The sequence below is a fragment of the Mycobacterium sp. E3298 genome, assembly GCF_001666895.1.
Lineage (GTDB): Bacteria > Actinomycetota > Actinomycetes > Mycobacteriales > Mycobacteriaceae > Mycobacterium.
The window spans coordinates 1-14967 of the sequence record NZ_LZJB01000171.1 but is presented as its reverse complement, the minus strand read 5'-3'; the positions used below and the strand labels follow the sequence as shown (position 1 = coordinate 14967).

General features: G+C 67.1%; 13 protein-coding genes. 9 read left to right on the top strand and 4 right to left on the bottom strand.

Annotated elements, in window-relative coordinates:
- Positions 1 to 115 precede the first annotated feature (115 nt).
- From A9X05_RS08025 to A9X05_RS08005, 5 genes are all read left to right on the top strand, one after another.
- Complete coding sequence (locus A9X05_RS08025) at positions 116 to 1633, top strand: mannitol dehydrogenase family protein (RefSeq protein ID WP_067753675.1); 1518 nt, start codon at positions 116 to 118, stop codon at positions 1631 to 1633.
- Positions 1630 to 2487, top strand: coding sequence for an HAD family phosphatase (locus A9X05_RS08020; RefSeq protein WP_067753678.1), 858 nt, complete (start codon positions 1630 to 1632; stop codon positions 2485 to 2487). The genes A9X05_RS08025 and A9X05_RS08020 overlap by 4 nt, the downstream gene beginning before the upstream one ends.
- Positions 2488 to 2597: 110 nt before the next feature.
- Positions 2598 to 4010 (top strand): mannitol dehydrogenase family protein, encoded by a 1413-nt coding sequence (locus A9X05_RS08015; protein ID WP_067753681.1) that lies wholly within the window; start codon positions 2598 to 2600, stop codon positions 4008 to 4010.
- Positions 4007 to 4918: a carbohydrate kinase gene (locus A9X05_RS08010; protein ID WP_067753684.1), complete on the top strand. Its 912-nt coding sequence runs from the start codon at positions 4007 to 4009 to the stop codon at positions 4916 to 4918. Before A9X05_RS08015 ends, A9X05_RS08010 begins: the two co-directional genes overlap by 4 nt.
- Before the next feature lie 89 nt (positions 4919 to 5007).
- Positions 5008 to 5916, top strand: a complete 909-nt coding sequence (locus tag A9X05_RS08005) for a Ku protein (protein ID WP_067753687.1) — start codon at positions 5008 to 5010, stop codon at positions 5914 to 5916.
- Positions 5917 to 5934: 18 nt separating this feature from the next.
- On the opposite strand, the gene pstA is transcribed toward A9X05_RS08005, so the two are convergent.
- From pstA to pstS (A9X05_RS07985), 4 genes are all read right to left on the bottom strand, one after another.
- Positions 5935 to 6837 carry a phosphate ABC transporter permease PstA gene (pstA, locus tag A9X05_RS08000; RefSeq protein WP_067753691.1) on the bottom strand — a complete coding sequence of 301 codons (903 nt, stop codon included), beginning with the start codon at positions 6835 to 6837 and terminating at the stop codon, positions 5935 to 5937.
- Positions 6834 to 7769 carry a phosphate ABC transporter permease subunit PstC gene (gene pstC / locus A9X05_RS07995; RefSeq protein WP_156670078.1) on the bottom strand — a complete coding sequence of 312 codons (936 nt, stop codon included), beginning with the start codon at positions 7767 to 7769 and terminating at the stop codon, positions 6834 to 6836. Before pstC ends, pstA begins: the two co-directional genes overlap by 4 nt.
- A 69-nt stretch (positions 7770 to 7838) precedes the next feature.
- Entirely contained in the window at positions 7839 to 8954 is a 1116-nt protein-coding gene (gene pstS, locus A9X05_RS07990; protein ID WP_067753697.1) for a phosphate ABC transporter substrate-binding protein PstS, read from the bottom strand.
- A 185-nt stretch (positions 8955 to 9139) separates the two neighbouring features.
- A complete protein-coding gene (gene pstS, locus A9X05_RS07985) occupies positions 9140 to 10246 on the bottom strand; it encodes a phosphate ABC transporter substrate-binding protein PstS (protein WP_067780525.1) in 1107 nt (368 codons plus the stop codon).
- Between the two features lie 312 nt (positions 10247 to 10558).
- Here pstS (A9X05_RS07985) and A9X05_RS07980 point away from each other — a divergent pair, with 312 nt between their 5' ends.
- From A9X05_RS07980 to A9X05_RS07965, 4 genes are all read left to right on the top strand, one after another.
- Positions 10559 to 11350, top strand: coding sequence for an SDR family oxidoreductase (locus tag A9X05_RS07980; protein WP_067753703.1), 792 nt, complete (start codon positions 10559 to 10561; stop codon positions 11348 to 11350).
- Positions 11351 to 11455: 105 nt separating this feature from the next.
- Positions 11456 to 12532 (top strand): diacylglycerol kinase, encoded by a 1077-nt coding sequence (locus A9X05_RS07975; protein ID WP_067780523.1) that lies wholly within the window; start codon positions 11456 to 11458, stop codon positions 12530 to 12532.
- 154 nt (positions 12533 to 12686) lie between these two features.
- Positions 12687 to 13913, top strand: a complete 1227-nt coding sequence (locus tag A9X05_RS07970; protein WP_067753709.1) for an Nramp family divalent metal transporter — start codon at positions 12687 to 12689, stop codon at positions 13911 to 13913.
- Positions 13914 to 14967: poly-gamma-glutamate hydrolase family protein (locus tag A9X05_RS07965; protein WP_067753712.1), on the top strand; the 1054-nt coding region annotated here is incomplete at its 3' end. It lies immediately after the preceding gene.

The window sequence follows — 14967 nt, the reverse complement described above, 5'->3', positions numbered from 1 at the left end:
ACGCGTCTGACCAGTGATCATCGTTACCCACCACGGATTATGTCTCAAACGTAAATTTCTGTGACATCGGTTACGAAGACGTTAGACCCGCGGGCACCACGGGCACGGGATAGCGATGCGCACAACGCCCAGACGTCCAGCAAGCGGCGTCCCCCTCAGCAATGCCACCCTGCGACTGCACTCCCAGCGAATCGCGGTACCCACATACGAGAGGTCGGCCCTGCAGCGCGGTGTCGTTCACATCGGCGCGGGCAACTTTCATCGCGCCCATCAAGCCGTGTACTTCGACGACCTTGCCCGCTCGGGGATTTCGCACCGTTGGGGCGTTACCGGTGTGAGCCTCCACTCGCCGGGGGCCAAAGACCTGCTGTCGGCACAGGACGGGCTTTACACAGTGGTTCAGCGCGGCCACGACGGCCAGACCGCCCGCGTGGTGGGTTCGATCGGGTCGGTTCATTTCGCGCCGCACGACGGCGCGGCCGTGCGCGCGGCGCTGGCAGATCCGCAAACCCGAATAGTCAGCCTGACGATCACCGACAACGGATACTTCCTGGATCCGGTCACCGACCAATTCGACGCCGATCATCCCGACGTGCGCGCCGACCTGGTCGCGTCCGGTGGTTACGCCACCGCGTGGGGGTACCTGGCCGAGGCTCTCGACCGGCGCCGCCGCGCAGGGTTCGCACCGTTCACCGTGCTCTGCTGCGACAACATTCCCGGCGACACCCGGCCGGCGAGAACCGCGTTGATCTCGTTCGCGGCGTGCAAGGACCCGGGGCTTGCCCGCTGGATCGAAAGGCACGTCGCGTTCCCGTCGACGATGGTCGATCGCATCACCCCGCAAACGTCGACTTCGGAGCGCGAGTTCGTCGAGCAGACGTTCGGCGTGGCCGACAAGTGTCCGGTCGTGACCGAACCGTATCGCCAATGGGTGATCGAGGATTCGTTCAGCAACGGTCGGCCGCCGCTCGAGGAGGTCGGGGCCGAATTCGTTGCCGACGTCAGCGACCACAAGCTGATCAAGACGCGCCTGCTCAACGGAACCCATATCGCGCTAGCGTGTTTGGCGACCCTGGCCGGTTACCAGCGCACCGACGAAGCGATGCGGAACCGCGTCATATGCGACTACGTCGAGACACTGCTGCGCGAGGAGATTCAGCCGTTGCTGCCGGCCGTGCCGGGGATGAACACCCCGCAGTACCGCGCCACCTTGCTCGATCGGCTCAGCAATCCCAGCATGAGCGACCAATTGTCGCGGCTGGCCCGGCGGGGGACGACCAAAATCACTTCCTTCGTGCTGCCGTCCCTGCAGGAGGCGATCGCGCAGGGCAGACCGCACACGCTGCTGACGTTGGCTGTTGCCGGGTGGGCCCGGTACATGCGGGGCCACGACCTGCAGGGCCGCCGGCTCCGCCTCGAGGACTCGCAGGCGATACCGGTGGCTAAATTGGCGAACATGGCCGGCAACAACCCTGACCCCCTGCTGCGGCATGCGATGTTCGCCGAGCTACGCGCCGTTCCCGGTTTCGCGCGGCGCCTGGGCGACATGATCGCCGATATCGACACGCGCGGCGTGGTGCCCACGTTGCGTGACGCGATGCGCAACGACGAGCGAGAGTTGGTGTCACGATGAACGCTCACCTGACCTTTGTGCGCGCGTTCGACCCGGCGCCGATCACCACCTTGCTGTGTGACGCCGACGACAACCTGTTCGCTTCGGAAAGGCCGGCGTTCGAAGCGTCGACCGATGTGATGAATCGTTTCCTGGCCAGGTTCGGCGTGACCGCCCCGCTCGACTCGGAGGAGTTGCGTAAGCGGGCCGTCGGGAAGAACTTCCGCGCGATGGCCCTCGACCTGGCGACCCAGTGCCGGCTGCCGCTCGATCAGACGTTGGCGCACGGCCTTCCCGCGGCGGTGGTTGCCTCAGCCCAGGACGTGGCGAAGGGCAACGCGTTGTCCGCCGACGAACTCGAGCAGTGGGTGCGCGAAGAGCGCGAACGGGTCACCGCGCATCTCGCCGTCACGCTGACCCCCGACCCGCGGGTGCTCGAACCGCTGCGCGACCTCGCGCCCCGCTACGCGCTCGCTGCCGTGAGCTCCAGCGCCACCAAGCGCCTGCGCGCCTGCTTCGCCGCCACCGGCATCGACTCGCTGATACCCGAGGCGCTGACCTTCAGCGCGGAGGATTCGCTTGCGGTGCCGACAAGCAAACCCGATCCGGCGGTCTATCTGCATTCCGGTCAGGTGATGGGCGTCGCGGCAGAACAAGGCCTCGCCATCGAAGACTCCGTCGCCGGCGTGAGCTCCGCGGTCGCGGCCGGCTACGCCACGGTGGGCAACCTGATGTTTGTGCCACCTGACGAACGGGATTGCCGCCGAGAGGATTTGATCGATGCCGGGGCAGTCGCGATAACCCATTCGTGGCGTGCGCTCGCCGATGTCCTGCTGTCGTCGGCCGTGCCGGCGGGGGGTCCCCCGCTCACCTAGGGGCATCGGATGGTCCAAGCCGCTGGGCTTCGGCCCGGGGCCGTCATACCGTCGAGAGGTGCCGCGAACCCGGTAACGATCGGGGCCGTGGCCCGGTGAGGAGTTGGCCAATGGTGGCTGGCGCGATCAACCTGAACAATGCGTCGCTGTCCGAACTGCCGATCGAGGCGCCGAACTATGACCGCGGGGACGTGACCGTCGGCATCGCGCATATCGGCGCCGGTCATTTCCACCGCGCGCATCAGGCTGCGTACATCAACCTGCTGCTGCAGCAGGGGCTGGCACGCGAATGGGGTATCTGCGGCGTGGGCGTGATGCCCGCCGACTGGACGATGCGCGACGTCCTCAACGGTCAGGACGGGCTGTACACGCTGATCTTGGAGAACCCCGACGGCAGCCGGGACGCGCAAGTGATCGGGTCGATCGTCGACTACCGCTACGCCCCGGACGATCCCGAATCAGCGTTGGAGGTGCTCGCCGCGGCCTCCACCCGGATCATTTCGCTGACCATCACCGAAGGTGGGTACCGCGATCCCGACGGGCCGGCGTTCGCGTTGATCGCCGAGGCGCTCGCCAGGCGGCGCGATCGCGGAGTCCCCGCACCGACGGTCGTTTCCTGCGACAACATCGAGAACAACGGCGAGGTCGCCAAGCGCACCGTGCTCGCCAGCGCCGAACGCAGGGATCCCGCGTTGGCCGAGTGGGTGGCGGAGAACGCCCGCTTCCCCAGTTCGATGGTCGATCGCATCACTCCGGCAACGACTTTGGAGATGGCCGCGGAGGTGCGGCGCGACTTCGGCGTTGACGACCGGTGGCCGGTGGTGGCCGAACCGTTCACCGCGTGGGTGATCGAAGACGACTTCGCCGACGGCAGGCCTCCACTGGAGCGGGCCGGGGTGCTGATGGTCGACGACGTGCGCCCGTACGAGCTGATGAAGCTGCGGCTACTCAACGCGGGACATCAGTGCCTGGCCTACTTCGCCCATCTGTGCGGCTTCCAGTTCGTCCACGAGGCGGCGCGCGATCCACTCTTCGCCACATTCTTGCTCTCTTACTTTGACGCCGAGGCCATCCCCACCCTGCCGCCGGTGCCCGGAATCAACCTGCACGAATTCGGCCGCACGCTGGTCGAGCGGTTCGCCAACCCGGCCGTGCGCGACACCGTCGCGCGCATCTGCGCCTACTCGTCGGACCGCATCCCGAAATGGCTGTTCCCCGTCATCTGCGACAACCTGGCCAACGGCGGCCCGGTTCAACTGGCGGCCGCGGCGGTGGCGAGTTGGGCGCGCTACGCGGAGGGCACCGACGAATGGGGAAAGCCGTATGAGGTGGTGGACCAGCTCGCGGATTCGCTCATCCCGATCGCCCGATCGCAGAACCGGAACCCCACCGCGTTCATCGAAGTGACCGCCGTGTTCTGCGATCTGGCCCACCAACCACGGTTTGTCGAGGCGTATTGCTGGGCCCTGGATTCGTTGCACCACAAGGGAGCTCGGGCGACGCTGGAGGCTCTGGTGCGATGACCCGCGGCCTGGTGATCGGCGAATCGCTGATCGACATCGTCAACGGCGACGAGCATGTCGGCGGCAGTCCGCTCAACGTCGCCGTCGGGCTCGGCCTGCTGGGCCGCGATATCGATTTCCTGACCCACATCGCCGACGACCGACAGGGGCGGCGCATCGCCGACTACGTGAAAACTGCTGGCGCACAGCTTGTCCCGGGCAGCGTTTCGGCCACCCGGACGCCGACCGCGGTAGCGACTCTGTCCGCTGATGGCTCGGCCACCTACACGTTTGACCTACAGTGGCGACTTTCCGGCACGCCCGAGGTTCCCCCGCCGGTGTTGGTGCACACCGGGTCCATCGCCGCCGTACGCGAGCCGGGCTGCCTGGCGGTCGCGGCGTTGGTCGACGCCTACCGCCTGTCGGCCACGATCACCTTGGATCCCAACGTGCGTCCGTCGCTGATCACCGACCGCGATTCGGCCCGCGCGCGCATCGAGCACCTGGCCGAGCGCAGCGACGTCGTGAAGGTCAGCGACGAGGACCTGCGCTGGATCGATCCCCAGCACGAGCCCGAGCAGACGGCCCGGGCGTGGCTGGCGTCGGGGCCGGCGATCGTCGTGGTGACGATGGGGGCCCGCGGCGCGGTTGCGCTGTGTTCGGCCGGCGAGGCGCGCGTGGCCGCCAGGCCGGTCCAGGTGGTGGACACCGTGGGCGCCGGCGACGCCTTCACGGTCGGCCTGCTGGACGCGCTCTGGGGGATGGACTTGTTGGGCGCCGACCGGCGCGCCGCCCTGCGCCGCATCTCGATCGACGCCCTGACCGGAGCGCTCGAGGCGGCCGCGCTGTCGTCTGCGGCGACCGTGGGCCGCGCCGGGGCGCAGCTGCCCGACCGCGCCGAGCTGCGGGCGCAGGCAAACCGGCGCTAGCTTCCCGGCCGGCTTCGATGCGGTCACGAGCTGGGCGCAACGGCCCCGCGTCCTGTTAGCCGGCGAACAGTATGGGCATACTGACTTACATGCGCTCCATCTGGAAGGGCTCGATCGCGTTCGGGCTGGTCAACGTCCCGGTCAAGGTGTACAGCGCCACCCAGGACCACGACATCAAGTTCCATCAGGTGCACGCCAAGGACAACGGCCGCATCCGATACCAACGCGTGTGCGAGGTGGACGGGGAGGTCGTCGAATACCGAGACATCGCCCGGGCCTTCGAATCCGACGACGGCCAGATGGTCATCATCACCGACGACGACATCGCCACCTTGCCCGAAGAACGCAGCCGGGAGATCGAGGTGCTGGAATTCGTTCCAGCCGAAGAGGTCGACCCGATGCTGTTCGACCGCAGCTACTTCCTGGAGCCGGATTCCAAATCGTCGAAATCGTATGTGCTGCTCGCGAAGACGCTCGCCGAGACCGATCGGATGGCGATCGTCCACTTCACCCTGCGCAACAAGACGCGGCTGGCGGCGTTGCGCGTCAAGGACTTCGGCAAACGCGACGTGATGATGGTGCACACCCTGCTGTGGCCCGACGAGATCCGTGACCCCGACTTCCCGGTGCTCGACAAGGAGGTCGAGATCAAGCCGGCGGAACTGAAAATGGCCGGTCAGGTCGTGGAGTCGATGGCCGAAGAGTTCAACCCGGACCGCTATCACGACACCTACCAGGAGCAGCTCCAGGAGCTGATCGACGCGAAACTCGAAGGCGGCGAGGCCTTTACCACCGAGGAACAGCCGAAGGAACTCGACGAGACCGAGGACGTGTCCGACCTACTGGCCAAGCTGGAGGCCAGCGTGAAGGCGCGTTCGGGTGACGGCAAGGCTCCCGCCAAGAAGGCACCGGCCAAGAAAACGGCCGCCAAGAAGACCACCGCGAAGAAGACGGCGGCGAAGAAGACAACCGCCAAGAAGGCCGCGGCGAAGTCCTGAACCCGACCGGGCGCGTGCTCAGCGCCTGCGGGCCGCCAGGAACCGGGTCGCCGCCGCGATCAGGTTGATCACGGCGACCATGATGATCAGGCTCAGCGCCGCACCCCAGATGCGCAGGAAGCCGGCGTGCTCGGGATTGGTGAGTTCGGTGTAGATCAGCAGCGGCAGCGAGGCCATGTTCCCGTGGAAGATGTCGACGTTGATCGAGCGGCTGTAGCCCACCAGCACCAGCACGGGAGCGGTTTCGCCGATGACCCGCGCGACGGACAACAAGACGCCGGAGACGATGCCGGGCATGGCGATCGGGAACACGATCCGCAAGATGGTCTTCCACTTGGGTACGCCGAGCGCGTAGCTGGCCTCCCGCAGGTCGTCGGGCACCAACCTGAGCATCTCCTCGGCGGACCGCACCACCACCGGCAGCATCAGCAAGACCAGCGCCAGCGAGACGGCGAACGAGCTCTGCTGGAATCCCAGCGTGGCGATCCAGAGGCTGAAGATGAACAGCGCGGCGACGATCGAGGGCACCCCGGCGAGCACGTCGACCATGAACGTCGTCAGCCGTACCAGCCGGCCCGACCCGTATTCCACCAGGAAGACCGCGGTCATCAGCCCCAGCGGCACGGACAGCAGCGCTGCCACCCCGGCCTGCACCACGGTCCCGTACAGCGCGTGGTAGATCCCGCCGGCGAACTGCTCCGGCAGGATGCCGTGCAGCGAGTGAGTCCACCAACCCGTCCGGGTGACCGCGTACCAGCCCCGGGCTATCACGACCGACAGCACCCAGACCAGCGGCACCAGCGCGATGAGGAAGGAGGCGACGAAGAAGACCGTCGCCGCGTCATTCGTGAGCCGCCGCCGGACGCTGACGGGCCGGAACGCCTGTGCTTTGACCGGCCGGTCGAACACGTTGACCGTCATCCGTTGACCTTCCCGCCGGCGACGGCGCGGGCCAGCGCGTTGACGACGAACGTCAAGACGAACAGCGCGAATCCCGCGGCGATGTAGGCGCCGGTGGGCAGCGGTTCGCTGAATTCGGCTGCCGCCGAGGCGATTTTCGAGGCGAACGTGTAGCCGCCGTCGAACAGCGACCAGTTTCCGGGGCGGGCGGCGGAACGCAAGATGATCAGCACCGCCACGGTTTCGCCGAGCGCCCGGCCCAATCCCAACATGGACGCCGCGATCACGCCGCTGCGGCCGAACGGCAGCACGGTCATCCGCACCACCTCCCACTTGGTGGCCCCCAGCGCCTGCGCCGCTTCCATCTGGATGGGCGGGGTCTGCCGGAACACCTCACGCGATACCGACGTGATGATCGGCAGGATCATCGCCGAAAGCACGATGCCCGCGGTGAAGATGGTGCCGCCACCGGCCAGCGACACGTTGCCCTGCTTGAACAGGAAGAACCAGCCCAGGTGGCGATTGAGGAACGCCGCGACGGGCTCGATCTTGGGCGCCAGCACGAAGATGCCCCACAACCCGAAGATGATCGAGGGCACCGCGGCCAGCAGGTCGACGATCGCCCCGAACGGGCGAGCCAGCCGCTTCGGTGCGTATTGGGTGAGAAACACCGCGATTCCCACCGCGATCGGCACCGCCAGCGCCAGCGCGGTGAGCGAGCTGAGCACCGTGACCATCAACAGGTCGCGGATGCCGAACGCGAGCTTGCCCGGCTCGGTGGTGCTGAATTGGGCACTGGTGAAGAAGTTCGCGTGGTTGGCCCGCAACGACGGAACGGCTCGAATCAGCAGGAACACCGCGATCAGCACGATCGCGGCCACGATCGTCGAACCGGCAGCGGCGGCCGCTGACTTGAACAGCCGGTCACCCCGTCGACCTGACGGTGTCCCCAGCGCCTTGAGCGCGGGCTTTTCCGTGGTCGACGGGCTGGCTACCGCTCCTCGGGTCACGACCACCTCAAATCACGTGATGGCGTTGATCGAAGCCGACAGTCTCGACTTGAACGAATCCGGGATGGGAATGTACCCATTGTCGGCCAGGCCACTCTGCCCCGCACCGATCGTACTTTGCAGGAACGCCTTCACCGCCGTGCCGACCTGGGAGTCGGGATACTTCGAGCAGACGATCTCGTACGTCGCCAGCACGATCGGGTAGGACCCGGGCTGCGTCGGCTTGTAGAAGGAGAGCGTGTCCAGCACCAGGTCGTTGCCCTGCCCGCTGATCTTGGCGCCGGAGATGGTCTTGCCGACCGAGTCGGCGCTGATCGCCACGGCGTCCGGGCCGGCCGACGTGACGACCTTGGCCATGTCCAGTTTCTGCGCCTCGGCGAACGACCACTCGTTGTAGGTGATCGACCCTTCGGTGGCCTTGATGGCCGCCGACGTGCCGTCGTTGCCCTTGGCGCCCTCGCCGACACCGCCCTTGAACGTCTTGCCGGCGCCCTTGCCCCACGCGCCGTTCGAGGCGGCGTCAAGGTACTTCTGGAAGTTGTCCGTGGTCCCGGATTCGTCGTTGCGGAACACCACATGGATCGGCTCGGCGGGCAACGTGACACCGGAGTTCAGCGCCGCGATCGCCGGGTCGTTCCACGTCGTGATGGCGCCGTTGAAGATCTTCGCCGCGGTGGGACCGTCCAGGCTCAGCGAACTCAGGCCCTTGACGTTGTAGGTGATGGCGATCGGGCCGAACACCACCGGCAGGTTCCACGCCGGGGAGCCGCACCGCTGCTGCGCCGCGGCGTATTCCTTGGCCGCGAGCGGCGAGTCCGAGCCACCGAAATCCGTTTGGTTGCCGTTGAATTCACTGATTCCGGCACCCGACCCATTGGCGGTGTAGTTCAGCGTCTGGCCTGGGCAGGCCTGTTCGAAGGCGTTGACGAAGCGGGTCATCGCGTTGGCCTGGGCGGTCGACCCGCTGGCCTTCAGGGTCTTCTTTCCGCCGCAGCTGACCTTGCCCGACGCCGAGCCGCTCGTCCCGCCGCTCCCGCCGTTGGCATTGTTGTCGCTTCCGCACCCCGACAACGCCAGCGCAGCAGCGGTCAGGACGCTCAGCCCGGCACCGAATCGGTTGAGTTTCAAGTCACTTCCTAACGGTAGGGATGAAACGTGATTGGCGACGTTCTCTTAGCCGCTGTCCGGCGACGAGCCGTCTCTCGCAGCAAGGAAGCTAACAGCAAGAAGGTTAACGTTGGGCAAATTGCCGTCGGCCGATTGTCGCTGGCCAAGGCGGCTTGCGGGCGAGCCGCACGCCGGGGCGGGAGGGGTCACGAAATTGCGTCGATTGCCGCCGACAACCTGGACTTGAACGACTCGGGAACGGGAATGTAGCCGTTGTCCGCCAGGCCGTTCTGCCCCGCGCCGACGGTGCTTTGCAGGAACGCCTTCACGGCCGCTGCGACCTGGGGATCCGGATACTTCGAACAGACGATCTCGTACGTCGCGAGCACGATCGGGTAGGAACCGGGCTGGGTCGGCCGGTAAAAGGAGAAGGTGTCGACGACCAGGTCGTTGCCCTCCTCGGTGAAGTCCGCGCCTGCGATCGTCTTGCCCACCGAATCGGCGCTGATCGCCACCGCGTCCGGGCCCGCCGAGGTGACGATCCTGGCCATGTTGAGCTTTTGCGCCAGGGCGAACGACCACTCGTTGTAGGTGATCGACCCCTCGGTGGCCTTGACCGCCGCCGACGTGCCGTCGTTGCCCTTGGCCCCCTCACCGACACCGCCGTTGAACGTCTTGCCGACGCCCTTGTCCCAGACGCCGTTGGCCGCGGAATCCAGGTATTTCTGGAAATTGTCCGTGGTGCCCGACTGGTCGTTGCGGAAGATCACCCGGATTGGCTCGGCGGGAAAAGCGACGCCCGGGTTCAGCGCCGCAATGGCCGGATCGTTCCAGGCGGTGACGTCCCCCTTGAATATCCTGGCGGCCGTCGGACCGTCCAGATTCAGCGACGTCACTCCGTTGACGTGGTAGCTGATCGCGATCGGACCGAACACGACCGGCAAATTCCACGCCGGCGAACCGCAGCGCTGGCGCGCCGCGAAGTATTCGATGGGGGCCAGCGGCGAGTCGGACCCCGCGAAATCGGTTTGGTTACCGGTGAATTCACCGATTCCCGCGCCCGAGCCGTTGGGCGTGTAGTTCAGCGTCTGGCCCGGGCAGGCCTGCTCGAACGCCTTGACGAAGCGGGTCATCGCGTTGGCCTGGGCGGTCGACCCGCTCGCCTTCAGCGACTTGGCCCCGCCACAGGCCACCTTGGCGGCCGACGTGCCCGGCGCGGGACGTTCGCCCGTCGCATTGTCATTACTCCCACAGCCGGACAGCACCAGGACGGTCGCGGCGCTCAGCGCGGCGCCAAATCGATTCAGCCCCAATATGTTCCCCGACGGAAAAACTCGGACATTATCGTCACCATTCGATAGCCGTGCGCGCCGGCCAAACGGTCGGCACTAAGAGGCTAACGCCGGGTGAATGTTCTCGCAGTGGACGCGAGATGCGCCGAGTCCGTCCCCGCACGGTGTCCACACACAATTTCGACCGATTGGTTCCGGCGGGCCGGGAATGGGCGTGGGGCATTGCGCCTCCTCGCCCATATGCAAAAGTAGAACCTGTTCCAGAAATGCCGCATCCGACACGGCGCGGCTTGCTACCGTGTCGGCTGACAACTTGGGCGAAGAGAGGCCGCAATGATCCTTGACAGATTTCGTCTCGACGACAAAGTCGCCGTCATCACCGGTGCCGGCCGCGGCCTCGGGGCGGCCATCGCGCTGGCTTTCGCCGAGGCGGGCGCCGACGTCCTCATCGCCTCGCGCACGGAATCGCAACTAGAAGGCGTCGCCGAACAGGTTCGCGCGGCGGGCCGGCGGGCGCACATCGTCGCCGCCGATCTCGCCCACCCGGAGGCCACCGCGGAACTGGCCGGCCAGGCGGTGGAGGCCTTCGGGAGACTAGACATCGTCGTCAACAACGTCGGCGGAACCATGCCGAACACGTTGCTGACCACCTCGACCAAGGACCTCAAGGACGCGTTCACCTTCAACGTCGCCACCGCCCACGCGTTGACCGTCGCGTCGGTGCCCCTCATGCTCGAGCACTCCGGTGAGGGCAGCATCATCAACATCACCTCCACCATGGGCCGGCTGGCCGGCCGCGGCTTCGCCGCCTACGGCACCGCCAAGGCCGCGCTGTCCCACTACACCCGGCTGACCGCCCTGGACCTGTGCCCGCGCATCCGGGTGAACGCGATCGCGCCGGGATCGATCCTCACCTCCGCGCTGGACGTGGTCGCATCCAACGACGAGCTGCGCGCGCCGATGGAGAAGGCCACCCCCATGCGCCGGCTCGGCGATCCCGTCGACATCGCGGCGGCCGCAGTGTATTTGGCGTCCCCGGCCGGCAGCTTCCTGACCGGTAAGACGCTGGAGGTCGACGGCGGCCTCACCTATCCCAACCTCGACATCCCCGTCCCGGATCTGTGACCGCTTGACGCGCGAGCAGACGCAAAGTCGCATGCGCGCCCCGCAGTTCATGCGACTTTGCGTCTGCTCGCGGTCGTGAACCAACCACCCACTAAGGAGCCCGTCATGGGAATCCCCGTCGTCCAATTAGGCACCGGCAACGTCGGCGTCCACGCGCTGCGAGCGCTCATCACCAACCCGGCGTTCGACCTCAAGGGCGTCTGGGTGTCATCGGACGCCAAGGCCGGAAAGGACGCGGCGGAGCTTGCCGGACTTCCCGATTCGACCGGCGTGCTGGCCAGCACCGACCTCGACGCCGTGCTTGCCACCGGACCGCAATGCGCCGTCTACAACGCGCTCGCCGACAACCGGTTGCCCGAGGCGCTGGAGGACTACCGGCGGGTCCTGGCGGCCGGCATCAACATCGTCGGCAGCGGCCCGGTCTTCTTGCAATACCCCTGGGAGGTCATCCCCGAGGAGCTCATCAAGCCCATCGAAGACGCTGCGCGCGAAGGCAATTCGAGCGTCTATGTCAACGGGATCGATCCCGGCTTCGCCAACGACCTGCTGCCGCTGGCGCTGGCCGGCACCTGTCAGAACATCCAGCAGATTCGCTGCATGGAGATCGTCGACTACGCCACCTATGACAGCGCCGCCGTCATGTTCGACGTGATGGGTTTCGGCAAGCCGCTCGACGAGATCCCGATGCTGCTGCAGCCCGGCGTGCTGAGCCTGGCATGGGGCTCGGTGGTGCGCCAGCTGGCGGCGGGCCTGGGCATCTCGCTCGACTCGGTCGCGCAGGAGTACGTGCGGGTGCCGGCGCCCGAGGACTTCGACATCACGTCGGGGCATATCCCGAAGGACAGCGCCGCCGCGCTGCGCTTCGAGGTGTTCGGCATGGTCAACGGCGACCCCGTCGTCGTCCTGGAACACGTCACCCGGCTGCGCGAGGACCTGTGCCCCGAGTGGCCACAGCCCGCCCAGCACGGCGGGTCCTACCGCATCGAGATCACCGGCGAACCGTCCTACGCCATGGACATCTGCCTGAGCAGCCGCAAGGGCGACCACAACCACGCCGGGCTGGTCGCCACCGCGATGCGGGTGGTCAATGCGATTCCGGCCGTGGTGGCCGCCGAGCCGGGAATCGTGACGACGCTCGACCTGCCACTGATCACCGGCAAGGGGCTCTACCTGCCCGAGTAGGCGGCCGCACCCGCGGGTATAGCAGGGTGCACGTGGGACGAGGGCGTCACCGGCGCCCGGCGAGACGTGGACCACCAGTGGGTGTCCTTCGGCGTACCCACAGTGTTCGGCTAACCTCACTTTCTTATTCGGCCGTGTGAATCGAGGGTGCACGTTGACGCAGAGCAGCCAGGCCACGCTCAAGAGCAGCTGGTATCTGCTCGGGCCTGCCTTCGTCGCCGCGATCGCCTACGTCGATCCGGGCAACGTCGCCGCCAACGTCAGCTCCGGCGCCCAGTTCGGGTACCTGCTGCTGTGGGTCATCGTGGTGGCCAACGCGCTGGCCGGCCTGGTGCAGTACCTGTCGGCCAAGCTCGGCCTGGTGACCGGACGCTCGCTGCCCGCGGCCATCGGCAAGCGGATGAGCCGCCCGGTCCGGCTGGTCTACTGGGCTCAGGCCGAACTGGTGGCGATCGCGACGGATATGGCCGAAATCGTCGGCGGCGCAATAGCATTGCGGATCCTGTTCGACTTGCCGCTGCTGCTCGGCGGGGTCATCACCGGGGTAGTGTCCCTGCTGCTGCTGGCCATCCAGGACCGGCGCGGGCAGATCATCTTCGAGCGTGTCATCACCGGACTGCTGCTGGTCATCGCCATCGGGTTCGCGGCCAGCTTCTTCGTGAAGACCCCGCCGCCCGACGCCGTGCTCGGCGGGCTGGTGCCGCGATTCCGGGGCACCGAGAGCGTCCTGCTTGCCGCCGCCATCCTGGGCGCCACCGTGATGCCGCACGCGGTGTACATGCATTCGGGCCTGGTGCTTGACCGGCACGGGCATCCCGCCGAGGGCGCGCATCGACGCCTGCTGCTGCGGGTGACCCGGTTGGACGTCGTGCTGGCGATGGCCGTCGCGGGAACGGTGAACGCCGCGATGCTGCTGGTCGCCGCGATCAACCTGCAGCACCGCGACATCAGCGCGTCCATCGAGGGCGCCTACTCCGCGATCCACCACACGCTGGGCCCGACCATCGCGGTGCTGTTCGCCGTGGGGTTGCTGGCGTCCGGGCTGGCCTCGTCGTCGGTGGGCGCCTACGCCGGCGCCATGATCATGCAAGGCCTGCTGCACCGCCGGATCCCGATGCTGCTGCGCCGCTTGATCACCGTGTGCCCCGCCCTGGCGATCCTCGCGTTCGGCTTCGACCCCACGCGCGCCCTGGTGCTCTCTCAGGTCGTGCTGTCGTTCGGCATACCGTTCGCGGTCCTTCCCCTGGTGAAGCTGACCAGTGACCGCGAGCTGATGGGTGACGACACCAATCATCGCGTCACGACGATTATTGGTTGGGCCGTCGGCGTAATGATTAGTCTGCTTAACGTGGTGCTCATCTGGCTGACGGTGACCGGCTAAATGCCGGCCCGCCGGCATGCCTACTTCGCATATGGCTCGAACCTGTGCGTCAGGCAGATGGCGCTGCGGTGTCCCGACGCCGCCGATCCGCGGCCGGCCGTCCTGTCCGATCACGACTGGTTGATCAACCAGCGCGGTGTGGCCACGGTCGAACCGTGCGCCGGCAATCAGGTGCATGGCGTGATCTGGCAGATCTCCGACGGTGACCTGGCGACCCTCGACAGCGCCGAAGGCGTGCCGGTGCGCTACCGGCGGGACCGGCTGACCGTGCACAGCGACGTCGGGCCGTCGCCGGCGTGGGTCTACATCGACCATCGCGTGACACCGGGTCCGCCCCGGCCTGGCTACCTGCCCAAGATCATCGACGGTGCCGTTGAGCACGGTTTGCCGCCACGCTGGATCGACTTCTTGCGCCGCTGGGATCCCGCACGCTGGCCGCGGCGTGCGTTGGCGTCCGGGCCTGCGCCGCAATCCCTTTCAGCGTTGCTGAGTGAACCCGGGGTGAGCGAGGCCAGCCAATTGCGTTCGCGCTTCGGCTTCCTCGCCATCCACGGCGGCGGGCTGGAGGAGATGACCGACGTGATCGCCGAACGCGCGGCCGACGCCGCCGACGCGTCGGTGTACGTCCTGCGTCACCCCGACCACTACCCGCACCACCTGCCGTCGGCGCGATTCGACCCGGCCGAGTCACCACGGCTCGCCGAATTCCTCGACCACGTCGACGTTGCGGTGTCGCTGCACGGCTACGGCCGCATCGGGCGCAGCACCCAGCTGCTGGCCGGCGGGCGCAACCGTGCGTTGGCCGCGCACCTGGCCCGGCACATCCAGTTGACCGGCTATCAGGTGATCACCGACCTCGAGGACATCCCGCCGGAGTTGCGCGGGCTGCATCCGGGCAACCCGGTGAACCGGGTGCGCGACGGCGGTACCCAGCTGGAGCTGTCCCCGCGCGTGCGCGGCATCAGCCCGCGCAGCCCGTTGCCCGGCGGTGACGGGCTGTCACCGGTGACCAGCGCCCTGGTGCAGGGCCTGGCGGAAGCGGCTCGTAGCTGGT

What these genes read in the sequence shown, in the direction of transcription:
- A9X05_RS08025 (WP_067753675.1), top strand. Translation starts at nt 116, where the DNA reads ATGCGCACAACGCCCAGACGTCCAGCAAGCGGCGTCCCCCTCAGCAAT.
- A9X05_RS08020 (WP_067753678.1), top strand. Translation starts at nt 1,630, where the DNA reads ATGAACGCTCACCTGACCTTTGTGCGCGCGTTCGACCCGGCGCCGATC.
- A9X05_RS08015 (WP_067753681.1), top strand. Translation starts at nt 2,598, where the DNA reads ATGGTGGCTGGCGCGATCAACCTGAACAATGCGTCGCTGTCCGAACTG.
- A9X05_RS08010 (WP_067753684.1), top strand. Translation starts at nt 4,007, where the DNA reads ATGACCCGCGGCCTGGTGATCGGCGAATCGCTGATCGACATCGTCAAC.
- A9X05_RS08005 (WP_067753687.1), top strand. Translation starts at nt 5,008, where the DNA reads ATGCGCTCCATCTGGAAGGGCTCGATCGCGTTCGGGCTGGTCAACGTC.
- pstA (WP_067753691.1), bottom strand. Translation starts at nt 6,837, where the DNA reads ATGACGGTCAACGTGTTCGACCGGCCGGTCAAAGCACAGGCGTTCCGG.
- A9X05_RS07980 (WP_067753703.1), top strand. Translation starts at nt 10,559, where the DNA reads ATGATCCTTGACAGATTTCGTCTCGACGACAAAGTCGCCGTCATCACC.
- A9X05_RS07975 (WP_067780523.1), top strand. Translation starts at nt 11,456, where the DNA reads ATGGGAATCCCCGTCGTCCAATTAGGCACCGGCAACGTCGGCGTCCAC.